Source organism: Pseudomonas sp. Van50 (assembly GCF_055390755.1).
This window is the reverse complement of the sequence record NZ_AP024343.1, coordinates 2,219,012-2,241,363: the sequence shown is the minus strand read 5'-3', so window position 1 is coordinate 2,241,363 and position 22,352 is coordinate 2,219,012. Positions and strand designations below refer to the sequence as shown.

Here is a 22,352-nt window from a genome sequence, read left to right as displayed (position 1 = left end):
GGTTCAGCGGGCGTAGATGTTGACTGTATGCCCTCCCACATTGCTCAGCGCTAATCAATCAGCTGGGCAGCCCTCAGCGCGCCGAGCGCCGCCAGCCAGCGAGGGTCCTGGCGATATTCCGTTGAAGCATAGGCCTGGCCGCGCATACGGGCGATCCGCGCCGAAGGCTTGACCTTCAGGCGTTGGGCAGCGCTCAAGGCCAACTCCGCGGCGGCGCGATCATTACACACCAGCCCCATGTCGCAACCCGCCGTCAACGCCGCCTCGATACGACTGGCGGCATCACCGACCACATGCGCACCGGCCATCGACAGATCATCACTGAAGATCACGCCCTCGAATTGCAACTCGCCGCGCAGGATGTCCTGCAACCAGCGGCGGGAAAACCCGGCTGGATTGGCGTCAACCTGCGGATAGATGACATGGGCCGGCATCACGGCGGCCAGTTGCTTGCTCAACCTGGCAAACGGCACCAGGTCGTTGGCCCGAATCTGTTCGAGGCTGCGCTCATCGGTCGGAATCGCCACATGGGAATCGGCCTCGGCCCAGCCATGCCCCGGGAAGTGCTTGCCGGTGGCGGCCATGCCGGCGGCACTCATGCCACGGATGAAGGCACCGGCCAGCAACGCCGCGCGCTCGGGGTCGCCTTCAAAGGAACGACTGCCGACGACGGCGCTGCGCTGATAGTCGAGATCCAGCACCGGGGCAAAACTCAAGTCGAGACCGACCGCCAGCACTTCGGTGGCCATGATCCAGCCGCACTGCTCGGCCAGGTATTCAGCGTTCGGGTTGTCGGCTATCGCCCGCATCGCCGGCAACCGCACAAAGCCCTGGCGCAGCCGCTGAACGCGACCACCTTCCTGGTCCACCGCCAGTAAAAGGTCGGGACGAATGGCGCGGATCGACGCGCTCAGCTCGCGCACCTGCCGCGGATGCTCGATATTGCGGGCAAAAATGATCAGGCCGCCTACTTCTGGCTGGCGCAACAGGTGGCGATCTTCGGCCGTCAGCCAGGTACCGGCGACGTCCACCATCAACGAGCCTTGCAGGCCAGCAGTCATAGCATTTCCTTAATAACGATGAACCCGAGCGGCGACACAGGCATGAGCAAACTGCCAGGCCCAGGGCCCGGCAGGTCGCGGTCATGCACTAAAGAATGGAACGGGTTCGAAACGAGAGTCGGCATGGGCGGCTAGCTTAGCGGATGTGGGCAGCCGCGCCCACCCGTGCACTCAAGCCTTGGCCAGCGCCGGCGTCGATTTGCTGCGTGGACGCAGTTGCGCGGCCGCCATGGCCTCATCGGTGACGCCACTCTCGGCACGCATGCCGGCCGCCAGGAACGGCACCATCAGGCGCATCACCTGCTCGATCGAGGTGTTCACGCCAAAATCGGTTTCAGCGATGGCCCGCAGCGCCTTGATCCCGGACATGCTGAACGCGGCGGCGCCGAGCATGAAGTGCACTCGCCAGAACAACTCGATGGGTGGGATGCGCGGTGCGGCTTCGTTGACCAACAGCATATAGCGACGGAACACCTTGCCGTACATGTCTTCCAGGTATCGCCGCAGGTGGCCCTGGCTCTGGCTGAAGGCCAGGCCCAGCAGGCGCATGAAAATGGACAGGTCGTTACCGCTGCGCGGTTGCACGACAAGGGCTTGCTCGACCAGGATTTCCAGCAGCTCTTCCAGGGTAGGCTTGACGTCAGGCTTGGCCTGGCGCCGCTCCAGTTCACGATCGAGGCTGAGGCAGAAAGGCCCGAGGAAGCGTGAGAAGACCGCTTGGATCAAGGCCTTTTTCGAGCCGAAGTGATAATTCACCGCCGCCAGGTTGACCCCGGCCTTGCTGGTGATCAGACGCAATGAGGTTTCGGCGAAACCTTTTTCCGCGAACAACTGCTCGGCAGCATCGAGAATGCGTTCAACGGTTTCCGACTGGGCCATGGTTACTCCGCCTGACAAACACTTGTTTGAAACATACGTTTCAGCCCAGGGGTTGTCAAGCCTGCCGGGGCGTTTTGCGAACGCCCGGTCACGTATTTAACCACACCTTTTCACAGGGGGTAGCCCTGCCCCATCCCACAACCCGACCGACCGTCCAGCGGCCTGTGGAAAAAGGAGGATTGCCAAGTGGCGTTCACTGTATATAATCCCAGTCACTGTATAAAAAGACAGAGCGATCAATATGCTAAAGCTGACGCCACGCCAAGCAGAGATTCTGGCCTTCATCAAACGCTGCCTCGAAGACAACGGCTACCCGCCGACCCGTGCGGAAATCGCACAGGAACTGGGTTTCAAGTCGCCCAACGCGGCTGAAGAACACCTCAAGGCGCTGGCGCGCAAGGGCGCGATCGAAATGACCCCGGGCGCATCCCGTGGCATTCGTATCCCCGGCTTCGAAGCCAAGGCCGACGAAACCACCCTGCCGATCATCGGCCGAGTCGCGGCGGGCGCACCGATCCTTGCCCAGCAGCACGTCGAGGAATCCTGCAACATCAACCCTTCGTTCTTTCATCCCCGGGCCGATTACCTGCTTCGTGTACACGGCATGAGCATGAAGGACATCGGCATCTTCGACGGTGACCTCCTGGCCGTCCACACCACCCGCGAAGCCCGCAATGGCCAGATCGTGGTGGCGCGAATCGGTGACGAGGTGACCGTCAAGCGCTTCAAGCGCGACGGCAGTAAGGTCTGGCTCATTGCCGAGAACCCGGAGTTCGCCCCCATCGAAGTGAACCTGAAAGATCAGGACCTGGTCATCGAAGGCTTGAGCGTCGGCGTCATTCGCCGCTAAAGGAGGCTTTATGCAGTTCCCTCACACACCACAACACACACAACTTCCGCTGTTCGAGGCATTCATGGCCCAACCGCTGGTTCCAGCCCTGAAAGAGGTCATCGAGTCGCCCTGGGGCGTCGAACCCGAGGCCTTCAGCGAACTGTCGTTACGTGGTGCGGCCGGAAACTGCCTGAACCTGTTGGCGCCGATTCTGCGAGAACTCAGCCAGGACCAGGATGCTCGCTGGTTGACGCTGATCGCCCCACCGGCCAGCGTTACCCAGGCCTGGCTGCGTGACGCCGGCCTGAACCGTGAGCGCATCCTGTTGCTGCAGCCGAGGGGCACCCAAAGCGCCCAACAGTTGACTTGCGAGGCCTTGCGTCTGGGCCGTAGCCACACCGTGGTCAGCTGGCTCAACCCACTGACCACGGCCGCACGGCAACAGTTGATCAGCGCCGCCCGCACCGGGGACGCACAAAGCCTGAATATTCGATTGGGCTAAGACAAACGCGGGGCTTCTCCAAAGTAGAGAAGCCGACCAGCCACACTATTCAAAAAAGCCGACAGACGGGATCAGTGAAGAACCCGCGGCCCCTCTTCCTTGTTGAATTCGCCTTCAACCAGGCGACCTGCCATCTGGACGCCCACGCTCAGCATCGCCTTGGCGACTTCGACGTGTTGGCCCTGGAGGAATACCTTGGCATCTTCGGAGAAGTTCAAGGTCACCAGAGAACCCTCGTCCTCGGCCCTGCGCAGCTCGATGCGGCCATCAGGAAGTTCGACAATTTCTAGAAAGGACGTAGGCATAAAAGTCTGTTCTCCACGAAAGGCGAGGATTATATAGTCATCGGCCAGGCTCCGCTCGGGATCTTGACCAAGCGTTATCAACGAACGTAACGGGCCGAGGAGAAACTCAGCACTCGTTCAACCCTTCACGAAAGCGTATCGCCAGGCTCTTGAGGTTCTGGCGCCAGCTCTCCAGCTCCTCCCGACTCAGCTCCTGCTCCGGGTCTTGCTCATCCAGATTGACCGCCACGATCAACGGTTGGGTCACGTCCCCCTTGGGCTTGCGCGGGGCCCGGGGCGGCTCGAACAGCGCCGCATGGGCCGCCAATAACTTCGCAAGCCAGGTTTCCGGGTTATGCGCCAACTCGACCATTTCGGCCAGCTCCGGAATCGCGATGGTTTCCAGCACTTCGCGGGTCAACAGCAACTCGGCTCGCGGGGCGTTCGCTTGTGGCAGGCGATAGAAACCGGCGATTTCATGGCACAACCCCAACAATGCACCGTACAGGTGAAACAGCGCGGACTCACGCCCTGCCTGGAGCAGCGCCGGGGAATTCATCGCACGCCCGTCCTCGGCCCTGGTGAGTGCTTCGAGCGACAGGCCGGCGAAATAGATTTTCTGATTGGTGCGGGTATAGAGTTCGTGGGCCATGGCGGCATCTCCCCAACGAAATGAAAGCTTCACGCAAGTGCGACAGTGTCGTGGATCAACCGAGGCCACTGCAAGCCAAAAACAAAAAGGCCGCATGAAAACCTATGGGTTGTCATGCGGCCTTTTTGTCAAGTCCATGCAGATTTAGCGATTGTAGAGGGCGGCTGCGCCGCCAGCGGGAGCAAGCTCCCTCGCCACAAGAGCCTCAACCCCGCCCTCCAGACAAGCCCTGGCGATCAGCGCTTGTCTTCAACGGTCCATTTACCGCCATCGTAGTACGCCTTCCAGCCGGTCGGCTTGCCGTCGACTTCGGTCTGCACATACTGCTCCTTGGTCTTGCGGCTGTAGCGAATGACCGCCGGGCGTCCTTCCGGATCCTTCTGTGGTGCCTCACAGAGGAAATGGTACTTCGGATCGATTTCGTCCTTGTGCGGCACGATCTCCATCACCAATGGCGCACGGGTCTCACGGTTTTTCGGGAACTGGCTGGCCGCCAGGAACAGGCCAGAGGCACCGTCGCGCAGGATATAGGTGTCGTTGACCTTCTCGCATTTGAGCTCAGGCATCTTCACCGGGTCCATCTTCGGCGGCGCTGCGTCACCGCTCTTGAGCAGTTTGCGCGTGTTCTTGCAGGTCGGGTTGGTGCAGCCGAAGAACTTGCCGAAACGGCCGGTCTTGAGCTGCATCTCGCTGCCACACTTGTCGCATTCCAGGCTCGGGCCTTCGTAGCCCTTGATGCGATAAGTGCCCTCTTCAATCTCGTAGCCGGCACAGTCCGGATTGTTACCGCAGATGTGCAGCTTGCGCTTCTCATCCAGCAGGTAGGCATCCATCGCCGTGCTGCAGATCGGGCAGCGATGCTTGCCACGCAGCACCAGGGATTCCGATTCGCCCTCGTCGTCCGCGGCGATTTCGTCGCCCGGCACCAGGTTGACCGTCGCCTTGCAGCGTTCCTTGGGCGGCAGGCTGTAGCCCGAGCAACCGAGGAAGACACCGGTCGAGGCAGTCCGGATTTGCATCGGACGTCCGCAGGTGAGACACGGGATGTCGGTCATGACCGGCTGGTTGGCCCGCATGCCGTTGTCCGGGCTCTCCGCCACTTCAAGTTTTTTCTTGAAGTCGCCGTAGAACTCGTCGAGAACGTTTTTCCAGTCCCGCTCGCCCTGGGCCACATCGTCGAGGTTCTCTTCCATGCCGGCGGTGAAGCCGTAGTCCATCAGGTTCGAGAAGCTCTCGGACAAACGCTCGGTGACGATGTCACCCATCTTTTCCGAATAGAAACGACGGTTGTGCAGCGCCACGTAACCGCGGTCCTGGATGGTGGAAATGATGGCGGCATAGGTCGAAGGACGACCGATGCCGCGCTTTTCCATTTCCTTGACCAGGCTGGCTTCGGAGTAACGGGCCGGCGGCTTGGTGAAGTGCTGGGTCGGATCGAGCTTGATCAGCTTCATCACGTCGCCCTGGGCCATGTCCGGCAGGACGTCGTCATCCCCAGGCTTGGTGATTTGCGGCATGACGCGGGTGTAGCCGTCGAACTTCAGGATGCGGCCCTTGGCACGCAACTCGAAGTCACCAGCACCAACGCTGACCGTGGTCGACAGGTATTGCGCCGGCAGCATCTGGCAAGCCAGGAACTGGCGCCAGATCAGCTCGTAGAGACGCTCGGCGTCACGTTCCATGCCCGACAGCTTGCTTGGCTCGGTGTTGGCATCGGACGGACGAATCGCTTCGTGAGCCTCCTGCGCGCCTTCCTTGCTGCTGTAGACGTTCGGCGTGTCCGGCAGGTACTTCTTGCCGAATTCGCTTTCTATATAAGTGCGCGCCATCGCCACCGCATCGACCGACAGGTTGGTCGAGTCGGTACGCATATAGGTGATGTAGCCGGCTTCGTACAGACGCTGGGCCATCATCATGGTCTTCTTCACGCCAAAGCCCAGGCGGTTGCTTGCGGCCTGTTGCAGCGTGGAGGTGATGAACGGCGCCGACGGCTTGCTGCTGGTCGGCTTGTCTTCGCGCTTGACGATGCTGTAGCTGGAAGCCTTGAGCTTCTCCAGCGCCGCCATGGCCTGGGCTTCGTTGAGTGGCTTGAAGGCCTCGCCCTTCTCGCGGGCCACGTCGAAGCGCACGGTCGCGCCCTTGGCGGTGCCGAGGTCGGCGTGGACTTCCCAGTACTCTTCAGGGATGAACGCGCGGATCTCACGCTCGCGCTCCACCACCAGCTTCACCGCAACCGACTGTACGCGACCAGCCGACAGGCCACGGGCGATCTTGGCCCACAGCAGCGGCGAGACCATGTAGCCCACCACGCGGTCGAGGAAGCGACGCGCCTGCTGGGCGTTGACCCGATCGATATCCAACTCGCCCGGTTGGGAAAAGGCTTCCTGGATGGCCTTCTTGGTAATTTCGTTGAACACCACGCGCTTGTAGCGGCTGTCATCCCCACCGATGGCTTCGCGCAGGTGCCAGGCAATGGCTTCCCCTTCGCGGTCCAAGTCCGTCGCGAGATAGATGGTGTCGGCATCCTTGGCGAGCCGGCGCAGCTCTTCGATGACCTTTTCCTTGCCCGGGAGGATCTCGTACTTGGCTTTCCAGCCGTGTTCCGGATCGACCCCCATGCGGGAGACCAGCTGCTTGCGCGCCTTGTCCTTGGGCGACAGCGCCGGCACTTCACCGGCAGCAGCCTTGCCGCGCTTGGCGGCTGGCTCCTTGCTGGCGCTAGCCGAACCGCTGGTGGGCAGGTCTCGGATATGGCCGATACTCGACTTCACCACGTATTGGTTGCCCAGATACTTGTTGATGGTCTTGGCCTTAGCCGGGGATTCCACAATGACCAGCGATTTGCCCATGGATCAGAAAATTCCTGAATTCTAAAAAGTGAAAGGCGGTTGGCGCCTGACGCGGCACCGCTATATATAGTGGCTGCAAGGTGAGGTCAAGCGCAGGGTTGCCCGCATGCCGGCCTCAAGGCGTGGAAAAAATGCTCTCCTCGGCCTGCACCAAAGCAAAGCGTGGCACCTGTTCGCCGTCAACCTCGACGGACTCCTGGAACATGCTCAAGGGACGCACCCAAAAGCCGTAATCGCCATACAGGGCTTGATAGAACACCACTTCTTCTTCGGTCTCGGAATGCCGCGCGATGCTGAATACGCGGTACTGCGGACCTTTGTAATGCTGGTAGAGCCCAGGTTGTATCGGCATGTCTTGGCCCTCACTCAAATCTTTTCAAAATAAAAACAAAATTTTTCTACTAAACCCGGAAAAAACAAAAACCGGGGCACTTGGCCCCGGCTTCCATCGACGCAACGCTTAGACGCGTTCGAAGACAGTGGCGATGCCCTGGCCGAGGCCAATGCACATGGTGGACACACCGAAGGTGCCGCCATTCTGCTTCATGACGTTGAGCAGCGTGCCGGAGATACGCGCACCGGAGCAACCGAACGGGTGACCCAGGGCGATCGCGCCGCCGTGCAGGTTAACCTTCTCGTTCATCTTGTCGAGCACTTTCAAATCTTTCAGCACAGGCAGGGCCTGTGCGGCGAAAGCTTCGTTGAGCTCGAAGAAGTCGATATCGGCAATACCCAGGCCTGCGCGCTTCAAGGCTTTCTGCGTGGCCGGTACTGGACCATAGCCCATGATCGCCGGGTCCACACCCGCCACGGCCATCGACCGGATCACCGCCATCGGCTGGATACCCAGGTCCTGGGCACGCTGGGCCGACATCACGATCATGCACGAGGCACCGTCGGTGATTTGCGACGAAGTACCGGCTGTCACGGTGCCGCCCTTCGGATTGAAGGCTGGCTTGAGGGCCGCCAGGCTTTCCAGGGTGGTTTCCGGACGAATGGTTTCGTCGTAGTCGAACAGCTTCAGGAAGCCATTCTCGTCGTAGCCCTGCATCGGGATGATTTCATCCTTGAACTTGCCTTCCACTGTCGCCTTGTGGGCGAGCTGGTGGGAGCGCACGCCGAAGGCGTCCTGCTGTTCGCGGGTGATGCCGTGCATTTTGCCGAGCATTTCCGCAGTCAGGCCCATCATGCCCGAGGCTTTTGCCGCGTACAGCGACATGTGCGGATTCGGATCGACGCCGTGCATCATGCTCACATGGCCCATGTGCTCGACACCACCGACGACGAACACATCACCGTTGCCGGTCATGATCGCCTGGGCGGCGGTGTGCAGTGCGCTCATGGACGAACCGCACAGGCGGCTGACGGTCTGGCCCGCCGCGGTGTGAGGAATCTGGGTCATCAGCGAGGCCATGCGGGCGATGTTCCAGCCCTGCTCCAGGGTCTGGTTCACACAGCCCCAGATCACGTCTTCGACTTCGTTCGGGTCGACCTTGACGTTGCGCTCCAGCAGCTTGCTGATCAGGTGCGCCGACATGTCTTCGGCGCGGGTGTTGCGGTGCATGCCGCCCTTGGAGCGGCCCATCGGCGTACGACCGAAGTCGACGATCACGACGTCTCTAGGATTCAAGCTCATAAATGTTCTCTCGCTCTAGTCGTTGGGCGCTTAACCGAAGAAACGCTGGCCGTTCTTGGCCATCTCACGCAGCTTCGCGGTCGGGTGGTACAGCGCGCCCAGATCAGCGTACTGGTCAGCCAGGGCAACGAACTCGGCCACACCGATCGAATCGATGTAACGCAGCGCACCGCCACGGAATGGAGGGAAACCGATACCGTAGACCAGACCCATGTCGGCTTCGGCGGCGGTTTCGACAATGCCGTCTTCCAGGCAACGCACGGTTTCGAGGCACAGCGGGATCATCATCCAGTTGATGATGTCCTCGTCGGTGACTTCGCGCTGCTCGTAGACGATCGGCTTGAGCACTTCCAGCACCGACGAGTCGGCGACTTTCTTCTGCTTGCCGCGCTTGTCGGTCTCGTAGGCGTAGAAGCCCTTGCCGTTCTTCTGGCCCAGGCGCTTGGCTTCGTAGAGCACGTCGACAGCCGAACGACGGTCGTCCTTCATGCGGTCCGGGAAACCTTCAGCCATCACGTCGCGACCATGGTGGCCGGTGTCGATGCCGACCACGTCCATCAGGTACGCCGGGCCCATCGGCCAGCCGAATTTTTCCATGATCTTGTCGATGCGCACGAAGTCCACACCGGCGCTGACCAGCTTGGCGAAACCGCCGAAGTACGGGAACAGCACACGGTTGACCAAAAAGCCCGGGCAGTCGTTGACGACGATCGGGTTCTTGCCCATTTTCTTGGCGTAGGCCACGGTGGTGGCCACCGCCAGTTCGCTGGACTTCTCGCCACGGATCACTTCCACCAGCGGCATCATGTGCACCGGGTTGAAGAAGTGCATGCCGACGAAGTTCTCCGGACGCTTGAGGGCCTTGGCCAGCAGCGAAATGGAGATGGTCGAGGTGTTCGAGGCGAGGATGGTGTCCTCTTTGACCTTGTCTTCGACTTCAGCCAGTACCGCCTGCTTGACCTTCGGGTTCTCGACAACCGCTTCGACCACCAGGTCGACATGGCCGAAATCGCCATAGGACAGGGTCGGACGAATGCCGTTGAGCACTTCGGCCATCTTCGCGGCGGTCATGCGACCTTTGTCGACACGACCGACCAACAGCTTGGCGGCTTCGGCCAGGCCTTGCTCGATCCCGTGTTCGTTGATGTCCTTCATCAGGATCGGCGTGCCTTTGGACGCCGACTGGTAGGCGATGCCGCCCCCCATGATACCGGCGCCGAGCACGGCGGCCTGCTTCACGTCACGGGCGATTTCGTCGTAGGCCTTGGCCTTTTTCTTCAGTTCCTGATCGTTGAGGAACAGACCGATCAGGCTTTGTGCAGCCGAGGTCTTGGCCAGCTTGACGAAGCCGGCGGCCTCGACTTCCAGGGCCTTGTCGCGACCGAAGTTCGCGGCTTTCTGGATGGTCTTGATCGCTTCGACCGGCGCCGGGTAGTTCGGGCCTGCCTGACCGGCCACGAAACCCTTGGCGGTTTCGAAGGCCATCATTTGTTCGATGGCGTTGAGCTTGAGCTTTTCCAGCTTCGGCTGACGCTTGGCCTTGTAGTCGAACTCACCGCTGATGGCACGCTTGATGGTTTCAAGGGCCGCTTCATGGAGCTTGCCAGGTTCGACCACGGCATCCACGGCACCGACTTTCAGCGCGTCTTCGGCACGGTTTTCCTTGCCGGCGGCAATCCACTCGATAGCGTTGTCGGCACCGATCAGGCGCGGCAGGCGCACGGTGCCGCCAAAGCCCGGGTAGATGCCCAGCTTGACTTCCGGCAGGCCGATCTTGGCCGTGGTGGCCATGACGCGGTAATCCGCCGCCAGGCACATTTCCAGGCCGCCCCCCAGGGCGATGCCGTTGATGGCCGCGACGGTCGGTACGTTGAGGTCTTCGAAGTCGCTGAAAATACGGTTGGCTTCGAGGTTGCCAGCGATCAGTTCGGCATCGGGCAGCTTGAAGTTGTCGACGAATTCGGTGATGTCGGCACCGACGATGAACACGTCCTTGCCGCTGCTGACGATCACACCCTTGATCGAAGCATCTGCCTTGATAGTGTCTACGGCCTGACGCAATTCATTCAGGGTTAGACGGTTGAACTTGTTGACGGACTCACCCTTGAGGTCGAACTTCAGTTCGACGATGCCACTTTCAAGAGCCTTAACCGTGATGGCTTTACCTTCGTAAATCATCAACTGATCTCCACGATATGGAAGCTGAACAGTACACGTTGGACGCTGGCTGCTGGTTCGGCATTGACGTTACCGTCGATGCTACGCCAATCCGCCAGGCACACCCGTCAACGCGATAGTCGGGGTCTGTAGGAGCCGTCTGAAAATACAAACGCTCAATTCATACGCCCGTTTGATTTGGGTACGTCACCTTCACGGAATTTCCGACAATTGTCAATCGCCCTAAACACAGGCGTGAACGCGACTTTACGGTCATTTCCGTACCCTACGGATCCGCAACACGGCGCCGCATGAGCAGCCATTCATAGAATCAATCATTAGAAAAATCGCCCTAATTCCAGACAGACCGGATCCAGCCGACTAAGCTGTCGGGAATGCGATTGAATTTTGCGAAATGAAGGGCGCTGCGAACGCACGCCCTGACACGAGATGGATTACCGGCCTGCCTGGCCAACCCGCCCGATGAGACTGTCGGGCTTTTTTATGCCCGTAGGAGCTGCCGGAGGCTGCGATCTCTTGATTTTCACCTGAGATTCAGTGAACGGTGGACAGATCGCAGCCTCGCTGCGCTCGACAGCTCCTGCAGCGCTTCAGGCCAGCGCCTTCAGCACCCAGGAAATCTCCTGTAAAACACTCGCCTCGCCCTTTTCGCCCCAATACAAGGCGATCATTTGCCGGTCGGCTTCAACTTTGTAGACGTTGGCCGGCAATTTTTCGAAATGATTGAGCAGGGGCTCATCCAGGCAGACTTCCCGCCACTGATTGACCCAGACGCCCGGCGCAGTTTGCCAGTAGCTCCAGCAGGCCGGCTGGCTGCCGCGCCGAGGCCGATAGTACTGGGCACAGGGGTTTGGCGGCTGTTGGTCGAGCCAGTGCGGCCACTCTTGTGGCGCCAGTTGCATAGCCAGGCCCAGGCGTCGCGCTTCCATGCGCAGGGCCATGCGACCGCTCTGTACACGGGACGGACGCAACCATGCCAGCGGACTTAACACCACCAACAGGATTGACAGCACTATCCAGACCGTCATATTCGTACTCCCCGATTCTGATGAGCCCATTGACCCAGGTCGCGTCAATGCGCTTGAAACCAGCCATACTTACCGTATCGCAATTCTCTGGAGTGCCTTCCATGTACTACAACCACGTTCTGGTCGCCGTTGACCTCACTGAAGAATGCGATCCGGTCGTCAAGCGCGCCCTCGCCCTCTGCGAAGGCCGAGACACCCAGCTGTCACTGGTGCATATCGTCGAACCGATGGCCATGGCCTTCGGCGGCGACGTGCCGATGGACCTTTCCCAGTTGCAGCAGCAGCAATTCGACCAGGCCAAGGAACGCCTTGACCGACTGATCGTGAAATACCCGGCCCTGAAGAAGGAATTCAGCCACCTGACCTACGGCCAGCCGCGCCAGGAGATCCATCACCTGGCCAAGGAACAGGGTTGCGACCTGATTGTCGTCGGCAGCCATGGTCGCCACGGCTTGGCGCTGCTGCTGGGCTCGACCGCCAACGATGTGCTGCATGGCGCGCCTTGCGATGTATTGGCAGTACACCTGGTCAAGCGCACATAAACCTAAACCTGTGGGAGCGAGCTTGCTCGCGATCGCGGTAGATCAGCAGCATTGATGCTGACTGTCACACCGCTATCGCGAGCAAGCTCGCTCCCACAAGGGGATGGCGTTTCAAGTAAAAAATCCCGGCGCTCATTGCTGAACGCAGGGATTTTTCTCGACAGTGGATCAGGCGTCCAGTTCAGCCCAGCGCTCGACCAATGCATCCAGTTCGGCCTGCAGTTGCTCCAGGTGCGCGATCACCTTGGCGGTTTCGGCAGCAGGTCGCTGGTAGAACCCGGTGTCGGCCATTTCGGCTTCTACCGCTGCGATCTGCTGCTCCTTCGCGTCGATATCACCCGGCAAGGCTTCCAGTTCACGCTGCAGCTTGTAGCTGAGCTTTTTCTTCGCTGGGGCCGGGGCTGCTGCGGCAACCGGCGCGGGCTCGGCCTTGACCACGGCCGAATTCAGGTCGGCCTTGCCGGACTTGCTCTCAGTGACCCCCAGCAGACGCGGCGAGCCGCCCTGGCGCAGCCAGTCCTGATAGCCACCGACGTATTCGCGAACCAGGCCTTCGCCTTCGAACACCAGGGTACTGGTGACCACGTTGTCGAGGAATGCCCGGTCGTGACTGACCATCAGAACGGTGCCGTTGAAGGTCAGCAACACCTCTTCCAGCAATTCCAGGGTTTCCACGTCCAGGTCGTTAGTGGGCTCGTCGAGCACCAGCAGGTTCGCCGGTTTGCTGAACAACTTGGCCAGCAACAGACGAGCACGCTCACCACCCGACAACGCCTTGACCGGCGTACGGGCACGCTGGGGGCTGAACAGGAAATCGCCGAGGTAGCTCAGCACATGGCGGCTCTGGCCATCGATGTCGATGAAATCGCGGCCTTCGGCGACGTTGTCGATCACGGTCTTTTCCAGGTCCAGTTGATGACGCAACTGGTCGAAGTAGGCGACGTCGATCTTCGTGCCCTCTTCCACCTTGCCGCTGGTGGGCACCAGGCCGCCGAGCATCAGCTTGAGCAGGGTGGTCTTGCCAGTACCGTTGGCGCCCAGCAGGCCGATACGATCGCCACGCTGCAGCACCATGGAAAAGTCCTTGATCAGGGACGGGCCGCCAGGGTGAGCAAAACTCACGTTCTCGAGAACCATCACCTGCTTGCCGGACTTGTCAGCGGTGTCCAACTGAATGTTGGCCTTGCCGGTGCGCTCGCGACGCTCGCTGCGCTCCACGCGCAACGCCTTGAGCGCACGCACACGGCCTTCGTTGCGGGTGCGACGCGCCTTGATGCCCTGGCGAATCCAGACTTCTTCCTGGGCCAGTTTCTTATCGAACAGCGCGTTAGCGGTTTCTTCCGCTGCCAACGCCGCTTCCTTGTGCACCAGGAAGCTGGCGTAGTCGCCGTTCCAGTCGATCAGGCCGCCGCGGTCCAATTCAAGGATGCGCGTCGCCAGGTTCTGCAGGAAGGAACGGTCGTGGGTGATGAACAGCACCGCCCCCTGGAAGTCCTTCAGGGCTTCTTCAAGCCAGGCGATGGCGCCGATGTCCAGGTGGTTGGTCGGTTCGTCGAGCAGCAGCAGGTCTGGCTCGGAGACCAGGGCCTGGGCCAGCAGGACGCGGCGACGCCAACCGCCGGACAACTCGGCGAGGGTCTTGTCGGCCGGCAATTGCAGGCGGCTCAGGGTGCTGTCGACCAGCTGCTGCAGACGCCAGCCGTCTCGGGCCTCAAGGTCGTGCTGCACGTGCATCAACTTGTCCAGGTCGGCATCGGTGACGATGTTCTGGCTCAGGTGGTGATACTCGGCCAACAGCGCGCCGACACCGTCCAGGCCTTCGGCGACCACATCGAACACGGTCCGCTCGTCGGCCACCGGCAGTTCCTGGGGCAATTCGCCGATTTTCAGGCCTGGCGCACGCCAGACCGAGCCGTCGTCGGGCTTCTGATCGCCCTTGACCAGCTTCATCATGCTGGACTTGCCAGTGCCGTTTCGGCCGATGATGCACACCCGCTCACCACGGGCGATCTGCCAGGACACCTTGTCCAACAACGGCATAGCGCCGAAAGCAAGGGACACATCGCTGAATTTGAGCAGGGTCATGAGCTTCTCCAAAAACCGGGCGCGCATTCTACCTGAGATGAGGCCTCAAGGGTCCGCCAATTTCGCCACTGAAGCACTCTGCATAACAAATGTTGCGAACTTGCACCGACGGCCCTGCAAAGCTTTCGCCGGCTGCTGGCAAAAGGCTAAGCTACAGACAGTTACCCTGGGTTAACCCTTGGGCTTGTCATGTTTTTTCTGCCCGGACGTCTCATGCGCAGTCGCCTTTTCAGTGTTTTATCGTGTCTTTTTGTATGTGCCACTGCCGTTCAATCCGCTCAGGCGGTGGATATCTCCACTCAGCGCCAATACTACGACGAAGCCAAGCGTGCCTTGGCCAAGGGCGATTCCGGCCCTTACTTTCGCTACAGCCAGGCCCTTCGCGATTACCCGCTGGAGCCGTACCTGGCCTACGACGAATTGACCGCTCGCCTCAAGAGCGCCAGCAACGCCGAAATCGAGAAGTTCCTCGCCGAGCACGGCGACCTGCCCCAGGCCAACTGGATGAAGCTGCGCTGGCTGCGTTGGCTGACCGAGCGCGGCGACTGGGAAACCTTCGTCAAGTATTACGACCCCAAGCTCAATTTCACCGAACTGGATTGCCTCAACGCCCAGTACCAACTCAGCCATGGCCTGAAGGCCGAGGGCTATGCCAACACCGAAAAACTGTGGCTCACCGGCAAGTCCCAGCCCCAGGCGTGCGATGCGTTGTTCGGCTTGTGGGCATCCCAGGGCCAGTTGACCGAGCAGAAGCGCTGGGAGCGCGCCAAGCTGGCCGCCCAGGCGCGCAACTACCCACTGGCCAACAGCCTGGTCAGCGGCCTGACCACCCTCGCTCCCCGTGGCAACTTGCTGGTGGACGTGGCGCAAAAGCCCGAGTTGCTCAACCAGCCCTCGCGCTTCGTTCCAGCCGATGAACCGATGTCCGATATCGTCAGCCTCGGCCTGCGTCGCCTGGCCCGCCAGGACCCGGAAAAAGCCATGGCGCTGCTGGATGGCTACGCCAGCACCATGCATTTTTCCCGGGATGAAAAAGTCGCGATCGCCCGCGAGATCGGCCTGACCCTGGCCAAGCGCTTCGACAGCCGCGCCCTGGACGTGATGACGAAATACGACCCGGAGTTGCGCGATGACACCGTTTCGGAATGGCGCTTGCGCCTGCTGTTGCGCCTCGCTCGCTGGGACGATGCCTATCAGTTGACCCGTCGCCTGCCCGAGTCGCTGTCCAGCACCAACCGCTGGCGGTACTGGCAAGCCCGCACGCTGGAACTGGCGCAGCCGCAGAACCCGGAAGCCCTGACGCTCTACAAGCACCTGGCCCGTGAGCGGGACTTCTATGGCTTCCTGGCCGCCGACCGATCCCAATCGCCGTATTCGCTCGTCAACAAGCCACTGGTGATGAGCCAGGCGTTGATCAACAAGGTACGCAACACGCCTGGCGTGCGTCGGGCGCTGGAGTTTCATGCCCGTGGCGACATCGTCGATGGACGCCGTGAGTGGTATCACGTCAGCCGTCATTTCAACCGGGACGAAATGGTCGCCCAGGCGAAACTGGCTTACGACCTGAAATGGTATTTCCCGGCCATCCGCACCATCAGCCAGGCCAAGTACTGGGACGACCTGGACATCCGTTTCCCGATGGCCCACCGCGAGACCCTGGTGCGCGAAGCCAAGATCCGCGGCTTGCATCCAAGTTGGGCGTTCGCCATTACCCGCCAGGAAAGTGCGTTCATGGATGATGCCCGCTCCAGCGTCGGCGCTGCCGGCCTGATGCAACTGATGCCTGGCACCGCCAAGGAAACCGCGCGCAAATTCAGCATTCCCCTGGCCTCGCCCCAACAAGTATTGAACCCGGACAAGAACATCCAGTTGGGTGCGGCCTACCTGAGCCAGGTTCATAGCCAGTTCAACGGCAACCGCGTCCTGGCTTCGGCGGCCTACAACGCCGGTCCCGGTCGCGTGCGCCAATGGCTGCGCGGCGCCGATCACTTGAGCTTCGACGTCTGGGTCGAGAGCATCCCGTTCGACGAAACCCGCCAATACGTGCAGAACGTGTTGTCTTATTCGGTGATCTACGGGCAGAAGCTCAACTCGCCGCAACCGCTGGTGGACTGGCATGAGCGGTATTTCGACGATCAGTGATTAACACGCCCACAAAGCGTCTTCTTTGTGGGAGCGAGCTTGCTCGCGATGGCGTCGGCACCTGCAACATGAATGCAAGCTGACTCACCGCTATCGCGAGCAAGCTCGCTCCCACAGGCTCTGCATCAAACACAGCACGCGGTATCAGTCGGTTGCCGCCTCCGCTCCCACATTGAACTGCAACGCCGCCAATCGCGCATACAGCGCATTGCTGGCGACAAGCTCCTGGTGAGTGCCCACGGCAACCACCTTGCCCTGGTCCATCACCGCGATCCGATCGGCGTTTTTCACCGTGGCCAGGCGATGGGCGATCACCAGCGTCGTGCGGTTTTTCATCAGGCTGGGCAAGGCTTGCTGGATCAGGTGCTCGCTTTGCGCATCAAGGGCGCTGGTGGCTTCGTCCAGCAGCAGGATCGGGGCATCCACGAGCAACGCTCGGGCGATAGCCAGGCGTTGGCGCTGGCCGCCGGATAACCCGAGGCCGCCGTCGCCCAGGTGCGTCTGGTAGCCGTCGGGCATTTTTTCGATGAAGTCGTGGGCGTGGGCGATCTGCGCGGCCTCGCGTACCTGCTCCGACGTCGCCTCCGGGTTGCCATAGCGGATGTTCTCTTCGACCGTGCCGAAAAACAGCGCCGGGCTTTGTGAAACCAGGGCGAAATGCCGGCGCAGGTCCAGCGGATCGAGCCGAGTCAACGGCACATCGTCGATCAGGATCTGCCCTTGCACGGGATCATAGAAACGCAGCAGCAAATCGTAGACCGTCGACTTGCCCGCGCCGGAAGGCCCGACCAGGGCCAGGGTCTCACCGGCCTTGATACTCAGGTCGAGGCCGTCGACCGCATAACTGTCCGGCCGGGACGGATAGGAGAAACGCACGCCTTCGAGACGCAAATCGCCGCGGATCCGCGCCGGCAAGGTCACAAGGCCTGAAGCCGGCGGCTGGATGATGTTTTCCGAACGCAGCAGCTCGGCAATGCGCTCTGCCGCACCGGCTGCCCGCTGCAACTCGCCAATCACTTCGCTCAGGGTCCCGAAGGCACTGCCGACGATCAGGCTGTAGAACACGAACGCCGCCAGCTCACCACCGGAAATCCGCCCGGCGATCACATCCATGCCACCGACCCAGAGCATCACCCCCACCGCCCCCAGCACCAGCACGATCACCAGGGTGATCAACCAGGCCCGCTGGACAATGCGCTTGCGAGCGGTGTCGAAGGCCTGCTCCACCGTCACGGAAAAACGTTGTTCGTCCTGGACCTGATGGTTGTAGGCCTGCACGGTCTTGATCTGGCCGAGGGTTTCGGAGACATAGCTGCCTACGTCGGCAACGCGGTCCTGGCTCTGGCGCGACAAGCTGCGCACTCGACGCCCGAAGAGCAGGATCGGCACCAATACCAGCGGCAGGGCAATCACCACGATGCTGGTCAGCTTGGGATTGGTGATGAACAGCAGCACGATGCCGCCCACCACCATCAAGACATTGCGCAAAAACAACGACAGCGACGAACCGATCACCGATTGCAGCAGGGTCGTATCAGTAGTCAACCGTGACTGGATTTCCGAACTGCGGTTGTTTTCGTAGAAACCCGGGTGCAAGTACACCAGATGGTTGAAGACCTGCCGCCGGATATCCGCCACCACCCGTTCGCCGATCCACGACACCAGGTAGAAACGGGCAAAGGTACCGATCGCCAACCCCACCACCAGCACCATGAACAGGCCGATGGATTGATTGAGCAGGTGCGGTGAGCGGGTCATGAAGCCCTGGTCCACCAGCAAGCGGATGCCTTGCCCCATGGACAAGGTAATGCCGGCGGTGACAATCAAGGCCAGCAAAGCGCCGGCGACCTGTTTGCGATAAGGGGCGATGAAGCCGCTGGCCAGGCGTATGGCACGGCGATGTCGGGAAGAAAGCATCAAAGGCGTCCGATAATGCAGCAGGAAAAAGGCCAGCTCGCGACGCCGAAACGCAGCGGAACCAAGTTGAATCGCAATGAGTCAGGTTAAATATGACCACTATGACTAGCGGCTAGATGTTATCGGTCTAAAGTCTGGCTGGAAACGCAACTGTGTTTCTGATTGAGTGGAGGTGTCGCCATGAACCTACAAGGAGTGTCATGGCTCGGTCACCTGGCGACACTAAAGTAGGCACACAACCTGATGAGGAGACAGGCCATGTCCTTGCAACACAGCAGCGACGACAAGATTCAAGTAATCCGCACGCAACCGGACCAGTCTCTGGGCTGCTCGTTCATCGACGCCCAAGGGCGCGAGGTACCGATCACCGAAGACATGATCCAGAAAGCCTGCAGCGAGCTGGAAAAACGACTGGTCAAGCCTGCCGAACAAAAGTGATACAGCCCGTCTTCAATTGGACCCGACGTTGATGTCGGGTTTTTTATGCCTGCCAGAAAGATTGTGGGAGCAAGGCTTGCCCGCGATGCAGGCACCTCGGTCCCCTGACCGCGTCATCGTTCATCGCGAGCAAGCTTTGCTCCCACAACCCAGTGCCGTCACAATCTGTTGCAAAGCCGCCGACGGCCCTTCGATACGAACCTTCAAGCTGTCGATCTCCCGCCGAGGCGGATAATGCTTGCGCAAGGCATCGAAGGCGCGGCGTTGCTCGTCGACGGTGCCCACCAGGCTGCGGCGAAAATCCGCGTCGTCGCGACGGGGGTCGTACACGCTCCGGCACAACGCCGCCAAGGCCCAGGCCGGGTCGGTTTCGGCATCCAGGGTGATGCCACCCAGCCACGGCCGAGGCAACAGGTCGCTGAGGCTGACTTCAACCGGTCGTTCCAGGAACGCGCACAAGGCCTGGTAGATCTGGGCCGTGCCACGCTGGCGACCATCGAGGCTGTAACCGGCAATATGTGGAGTGGCGATCACGCACAAATCGGCCAGGTCCACATCCACGGTGGGCTCCTGCTCCCAGACATCCAGCACCGCCTGCAGGTCTTCGCGCTCCAGCAACACCTCGCGCAGCGCGGCGTTATCGATCACCGGCCCTCGAGCCGCATTGATCAGCCAGGTCCCGGGCTTGAGCTGGTTCAGGCGCGCTTCGTCGAACAGGTGCCAGGTCGGTTGCTCACCGTCGCGGGTCAACGGGGTGTGCAGGCTGATCACATCGCACTGCTCGATGATCTGCTCCAGGCTCACATAGTCGCCGCCCTCGGCGGCCTGACGCGGTGGATCGCAGACTTTCACGGCCCAGCCCAGCCCCTTGAGCACTTCGATCAACCGTCCGCCCACCTGGCCCGCACCGACCACGCCGAAGGTCCGCTGTTCCAGCGCCGCACCTTCGATGTCTGCCAGGGTCATCAGGCTGCCCAGCACATAGTCCACCACGCCACGGGCATTGCAGCCGGGTGCACTGGCCCAGCGGATCCCCGCCTCGGCAAGATAATCCAGGTCCAGGTGATCGGTGCCGATGGTGCAAGTGCCGACGAAGCGTACCTTGCTGCCTTCCAGCAGGGCCCGATTGACCTGGCTGACCGAACGCACCAGCAATACATCGGCGTGCTCGACCATCGTCCGGTCGATCCCCCGGCCCGGTACCCGGCGGATTTCGCCGAATCCTTGGAAGAACGCATCAAGCAGGGGGATGTTTTCGTCGGCGACGATCAGCATGGCAGAGCTCCTTTGGCGGGATGGGCAGTGTAGGCGTTCCTCGCCTCAATGGGCCAGCGCATTACTTCAGTGAACGATGGTGTGGCGAGGGAGCTTGCTCCCGCTCGGGTGCGCAGCAGCCGCCAGTCTCCTTGGGCCTGCTGCGCAGTCCAGCGGGAGCAAGCTCCCTCGCCACGGGTAAAAGCTGGAACGCTTACAAATCCACAACACAGGTTTTTTCCTGACCACCGCGTCAAAGCGTAGAATTCGCCGCCTCGCGCTTAACCCTTTCGGACGCTTGCCCTGTGAATCCTGTCATCGACACCCCCGCTCCCCTCTCCCGCCCGGCCCGGGTACGCCTGGAATTCAAGACGCTGCTGGCCCTGGCCTTGCCGATCATGGTGGCGCAACTGGCGACCACCGCCATGGGCTTCGTCGATGCGGTGATGGCCGGTCGGGTCGGTCCACGGGACCTGGCGGCCGTGGCCCTGGGCAACTCGATCTGGGTGCCGGTGTTCCTGTTGATGACTGGCACCCTGCTGGCGACCACCCCGAAAGTTGCCCAGCGCTTCGGTGCCGGTACGTTCGACGAGATCGGGCCGCTGGTACGCCAGGCGCTGTGGCTGGCGCTGGTGGTGGGGTTGATCGCGACACTGGCGCTGTTCAGCGCCGAGCCGATCCTGCACATCATGAAAGTCGATCCCGAATTGATCGGCCCGTGTATGGAATACCTGCGGGGCATCGGCACGGGCCTGCCGGCCGTGGCGCTGTATCACGTACTGCGCTGCTTCAGCGACGGCCTGGGTCGCACGCGACCGGCGATGGTGCTGGGGCTGTGCGGACTGGCGCTGAACATTCCGCTCAATTACATCTTCATCTATGGGCACCTGGGCGTGCCCGCCATGGGCGGCGTCGGTTGCGGCTGGGCCACGGCCATCGTGATGTGGGTCATGGCCCTGGGCATGGCCGGTTGGGCGCGCTGGGCACCGGCCTATCAGTCGAGCCGGTTGTTCAGCCGTTTCGACTGGCCGCAATGGGCGGTCATCAAGCGCCTGCTGGGCATCGGCTTGCCGATCGGCATTGCGGTGTTCGCCGAGTCGAGTATTTTCGCGGTGATCGCCCTGCTGATCGGCAGCCTCGGCGCCACCGTGGTGGCCGGGCACCAGATCGCGCTGAACTTCAGTTCCCTGGTGTTCATGATCCCCTACTCCCTGGGCATGGCCGTCACCGTGCGGGTAGGCCAGGCCCTGGGACGGCAGCAGCCTCGCGAAGCGCGCTTCGCCGCCGGGGTGGGCATGGGCACCGCGCTGGCCTACGCTTGCCTCTCGGCGAGCCTGATGTTCGCGCTGCGCGGGCCTATCGCGGCGATCTATACCGCCGACCCGGTGGTGATCGAAGTGGCGTCGATGCTGATCGTCTATGCGGCGCTGTTTCAGTTTTCCGATGCGATCCAGGTCACGGCGGCAGGCGCATTGCGCGGCTACCAGGACACCCGGGTGACGATGATCCTGACCCTGTTCGCCTATTGGGGCATCGGCCTGCCAGTGGGTTACGCCCTGGGCCTGACCGACTGGCTCGGCGCGGCCAGCGGCCCGAGCGGGTTGTGGCAAGGCCTGATCGTGGGTTTGAGCTGCGCGGCACTGATGCTGTCGATCCGTCTGGCACGTAGCGCGCGCAAGCAGATCCGCCTCAGCCGCTCGACGGGTTAAGCGAGTTTCTTGCGGATCCAGTAGAGGTAGGTGCCGGCCTCTTCCTGCTGGGCCACCAGTTCGTGGTCCAGGAACACGCAAAACTTGGGGATGTCGCGGCGGGTCGAGGGGTCGGTGGCGATGACTTTCAGCAGGCCACCGGGGGCCAGGTCGCGAATGTGCTGGTGCAGCATCATCACCGGTTCCGGGCAATTGAGGCCAGTGGCATCCAGCGTGCCGTCGACCGGCGTGTCGTTCATTTCACTCATGTTCTACTCCTGAAACTGGCCGGCATTGTCGCGCAATGTCGGTTCTGAGCAAAGCCTGCGGGTTAGCAAACATGCGAAAGCAACACCGTGGGAGCAAGGCTTGCCCGCGATGCAGG

General features: G+C 61.3%; 19 protein-coding genes. 6 read left to right on the top strand and 13 right to left on the bottom strand.

The annotated features are described in order from the left end of the window. Window positions 1–50: 50 nt before the first annotated feature. The gene (nagZ, locus tag ACZ5M5_RS09885) at window positions 51–1,049 is read right to left on the bottom strand and encodes a beta-N-acetylhexosaminidase (RefSeq protein WP_177431707.1); all 999 of its coding nucleotides are present in this window, start codon (window positions 1,047–1,049) and stop codon (window positions 51–53) included. Between the two features lie 183 nt (window positions 1,050–1,232). Then, window positions 1,233–1,940, bottom strand: a complete 708-nt coding sequence (locus ACZ5M5_RS09880; RefSeq protein ID WP_013692622.1) for a TetR/AcrR family transcriptional regulator — start codon at window positions 1,938–1,940, stop codon at window positions 1,233–1,235. 241 nt (window positions 1,941–2,181) lie between these two features. Here ACZ5M5_RS09880 and lexA point away from each other — a divergent pair, with 241 nt between their 5' ends. After that, window positions 2,182–2,790: a transcriptional repressor LexA gene (lexA, locus tag ACZ5M5_RS09875; protein ID WP_003199651.1), complete on the top strand. Its 609-nt coding sequence runs from the start codon at window positions 2,182–2,184 to the stop codon at window positions 2,788–2,790. A gap of 10 nt (window positions 2,791–2,800) precedes the next feature. Then, on the top strand, window positions 2,801–3,274 hold the full coding sequence (gene sulA / locus ACZ5M5_RS09870; RefSeq protein WP_464738951.1) for an SOS-induced cell division inhibitor SulA: 474 nt from the start codon (window positions 2,801–2,803) through the stop codon (window positions 3,272–3,274). 71 nt (window positions 3,275–3,345) lie between these two features. Here sulA and ACZ5M5_RS09865 read toward each other — a convergent pair whose 3' ends face one another. The 7 genes from ACZ5M5_RS09865 to ACZ5M5_RS09835 form a co-directional block, all read right to left on the bottom strand. Then, the gene (locus tag ACZ5M5_RS09865) at window positions 3,346–3,579 is read right to left on the bottom strand and encodes a hypothetical protein (RefSeq protein WP_003183419.1); all 234 of its coding nucleotides are present in this window, start codon (window positions 3,577–3,579) and stop codon (window positions 3,346–3,348) included. Window positions 3,580–3,685: 106 nt separating this feature from the next. Next, window positions 3,686–4,210 (bottom strand): DUF6586 family protein, encoded by a 525-nt coding sequence (locus ACZ5M5_RS09860; protein ID WP_103308812.1) that lies wholly within the window; start codon window positions 4,208–4,210, stop codon window positions 3,686–3,688. Window positions 4,211–4,446: 236 nt separating this feature from the next. Then, on the bottom strand, window positions 4,447–7,059 hold the full coding sequence (gene topA / locus ACZ5M5_RS09855) for a type I DNA topoisomerase (protein ID WP_060738410.1): 2,613 nt from the start codon (window positions 7,057–7,059) through the stop codon (window positions 4,447–4,449). 115 nt (window positions 7,060–7,174) lie between these two features. Beyond that, window positions 7,175–7,411, bottom strand: a complete 237-nt coding sequence (locus tag ACZ5M5_RS09850; RefSeq protein WP_060738411.1) for a DUF1653 domain-containing protein — start codon at window positions 7,409–7,411, stop codon at window positions 7,175–7,177. Window positions 7,412–7,519: 108 nt separating this feature from the next. Next, window positions 7,520–8,695 carry an acetyl-CoA C-acyltransferase FadA gene (gene fadA / locus ACZ5M5_RS09845; RefSeq protein ID WP_024618393.1) on the bottom strand — a complete coding sequence of 392 codons (1,176 nt, stop codon included), beginning with the start codon at window positions 8,693–8,695 and terminating at the stop codon, window positions 7,520–7,522. A gap of 30 nt (window positions 8,696–8,725) precedes the next feature. Further along, entirely contained in the window at window positions 8,726–10,873 is a 2,148-nt protein-coding gene (gene fadB, locus ACZ5M5_RS09840; protein ID WP_060738413.1) for a fatty acid oxidation complex subunit alpha FadB, read from the bottom strand. Window positions 10,874–11,463: 590 nt separating this feature from the next. Continuing rightward, window positions 11,464–11,901, bottom strand: coding sequence for a hypothetical protein (locus ACZ5M5_RS09835; RefSeq protein WP_103308813.1), 438 nt, complete (start codon window positions 11,899–11,901; stop codon window positions 11,464–11,466). Window positions 11,902–12,002: 101 nt separating this feature from the next. On the opposite strand from ACZ5M5_RS09835, the gene ACZ5M5_RS09830 reads away from it, so the two are divergent. Next, window positions 12,003–12,443, top strand: a complete 441-nt coding sequence (locus tag ACZ5M5_RS09830; RefSeq protein WP_060738415.1) for a universal stress protein — start codon at window positions 12,003–12,005, stop codon at window positions 12,441–12,443. Between the two features lie 168 nt (window positions 12,444–12,611). On the opposite strand, the gene ACZ5M5_RS09825 is transcribed toward ACZ5M5_RS09830, so the two are convergent. Continuing rightward, on the bottom strand, window positions 12,612–14,528 hold the full coding sequence (locus tag ACZ5M5_RS09825) for an ATP-binding cassette domain-containing protein (RefSeq protein ID WP_464738950.1): 1,917 nt from the start codon (window positions 14,526–14,528) through the stop codon (window positions 12,612–12,614). 213 nt (window positions 14,529–14,741) lie between these two features. Here ACZ5M5_RS09825 and ACZ5M5_RS09820 point away from each other — a divergent pair, with 213 nt between their 5' ends. Then, the gene (locus tag ACZ5M5_RS09820) at window positions 14,742–16,670 is read left to right on the top strand and encodes a transglycosylase SLT domain-containing protein (RefSeq protein ID WP_060738417.1); all 1,929 of its coding nucleotides are present in this window, start codon (window positions 14,742–14,744) and stop codon (window positions 16,668–16,670) included. A gap of 144 nt (window positions 16,671–16,814) precedes the next feature. On the opposite strand, the gene ACZ5M5_RS09815 is transcribed toward ACZ5M5_RS09820, so the two are convergent. Beyond that, entirely contained in the window at window positions 16,815–18,587 is a 1,773-nt protein-coding gene (locus tag ACZ5M5_RS09815; protein ID WP_464738949.1) for an ABC transporter transmembrane domain-containing protein, read from the bottom strand. A 258-nt stretch (window positions 18,588–18,845) separates the two neighbouring features. Here ACZ5M5_RS09815 and ACZ5M5_RS09810 point away from each other — a divergent pair, with 258 nt between their 5' ends. Continuing rightward, complete coding sequence (locus ACZ5M5_RS09810) at window positions 18,846–19,025, top strand: PA1571 family protein (RefSeq protein WP_003199629.1); 180 nt, start codon at window positions 18,846–18,848, stop codon at window positions 19,023–19,025. 120 nt (window positions 19,026–19,145) lie between these two features. Here ACZ5M5_RS09810 and pdxB read toward each other — a convergent pair whose 3' ends face one another. Further along, complete coding sequence (pdxB, locus tag ACZ5M5_RS09805; protein WP_464738948.1) at window positions 19,146–20,300, bottom strand: 4-phosphoerythronate dehydrogenase PdxB; 1,155 nt, start codon at window positions 20,298–20,300, stop codon at window positions 19,146–19,148. Window positions 20,301–20,584: 284 nt separating this feature from the next. Here pdxB and ACZ5M5_RS09800 point away from each other — a divergent pair, with 284 nt between their 5' ends. After that, window positions 20,585–21,988: an MATE family efflux transporter gene (locus tag ACZ5M5_RS09800; RefSeq protein ID WP_103308818.1), complete on the top strand. Its 1,404-nt coding sequence runs from the start codon at window positions 20,585–20,587 to the stop codon at window positions 21,986–21,988. Here ACZ5M5_RS09800 and tusA read toward each other — a convergent pair. Further along, window positions 21,985–22,236, bottom strand: coding sequence for a sulfurtransferase TusA (gene tusA / locus ACZ5M5_RS09795; protein ID WP_003183455.1), 252 nt, complete (start codon window positions 22,234–22,236; stop codon window positions 21,985–21,987). The genes ACZ5M5_RS09800 and tusA overlap by 4 nt on opposite strands. Between the last annotated feature and the right edge of the window lie 116 nt (window positions 22,237–22,352).

Coding starts and splice junctions, on each gene's coding strand:
- ACZ5M5_RS09880 (WP_013692622.1), bottom strand. CDS start 1,940: ATGGCCCAGTCGGAAACCGTTGAACGCATTCTCGATGCTGCCGAGCAG.
- lexA (WP_003199651.1), top strand. CDS start 2,182: ATGCTAAAGCTGACGCCACGCCAAGCAGAGATTCTGGCCTTCATCAAA.
- sulA (WP_464738951.1), top strand. CDS start 2,801: ATGCAGTTCCCTCACACACCACAACACACACAACTTCCGCTGTTCGAG.
- ACZ5M5_RS09865 (WP_003183419.1), bottom strand. CDS start 3,579: ATGCCTACGTCCTTTCTAGAAATTGTCGAACTTCCTGATGGCCGCATC.
- ACZ5M5_RS09860 (WP_103308812.1), bottom strand. CDS start 4,210: ATGGCCCACGAACTCTATACCCGCACCAATCAGAAAATCTATTTCGCC.
- topA (WP_060738410.1), bottom strand. CDS start 7,059: ATGGGCAAATCGCTGGTCATTGTGGAATCCCCGGCTAAGGCCAAGACC.
- ACZ5M5_RS09850 (WP_060738411.1), bottom strand. CDS start 7,411: ATGCCGATACAACCTGGGCTCTACCAGCATTACAAAGGTCCGCAGTAC.
- fadA (WP_024618393.1), bottom strand. CDS start 8,695: ATGAGCTTGAATCCTAGAGACGTCGTGATCGTCGACTTCGGTCGTACG.
- fadB (WP_060738413.1), bottom strand. CDS start 10,873: ATGATTTACGAAGGTAAAGCCATCACGGTTAAGGCTCTTGAAAGTGGC.
- ACZ5M5_RS09835 (WP_103308813.1), bottom strand. CDS start 11,901: ATGACGGTCTGGATAGTGCTGTCAATCCTGTTGGTGGTGTTAAGTCCG.
- ACZ5M5_RS09830 (WP_060738415.1), top strand. CDS start 12,003: ATGTACTACAACCACGTTCTGGTCGCCGTTGACCTCACTGAAGAATGC.
- ACZ5M5_RS09825 (WP_464738950.1), bottom strand. CDS start 14,528: ATGACCCTGCTCAAATTCAGCGATGTGTCCCTTGCTTTCGGCGCTATG.
- ACZ5M5_RS09820 (WP_060738417.1), top strand. CDS start 14,742: ATGCGCAGTCGCCTTTTCAGTGTTTTATCGTGTCTTTTTGTATGTGCC.
- ACZ5M5_RS09815 (WP_464738949.1), bottom strand. CDS start 18,587: ATGCTTTCTTCCCGACATCGCCGTGCCATACGCCTGGCCAGCGGCTTC.
- ACZ5M5_RS09810 (WP_003199629.1), top strand. CDS start 18,846: ATGTCCTTGCAACACAGCAGCGACGACAAGATTCAAGTAATCCGCACG.
- pdxB (WP_464738948.1), bottom strand. CDS start 20,300: ATGCTGATCGTCGCCGACGAAAACATCCCCCTGCTTGATGCGTTCTTC.
- tusA (WP_003183455.1), bottom strand. CDS start 22,236: ATGAGTGAAATGAACGACACGCCGGTCGACGGCACGCTGGATGCCACT.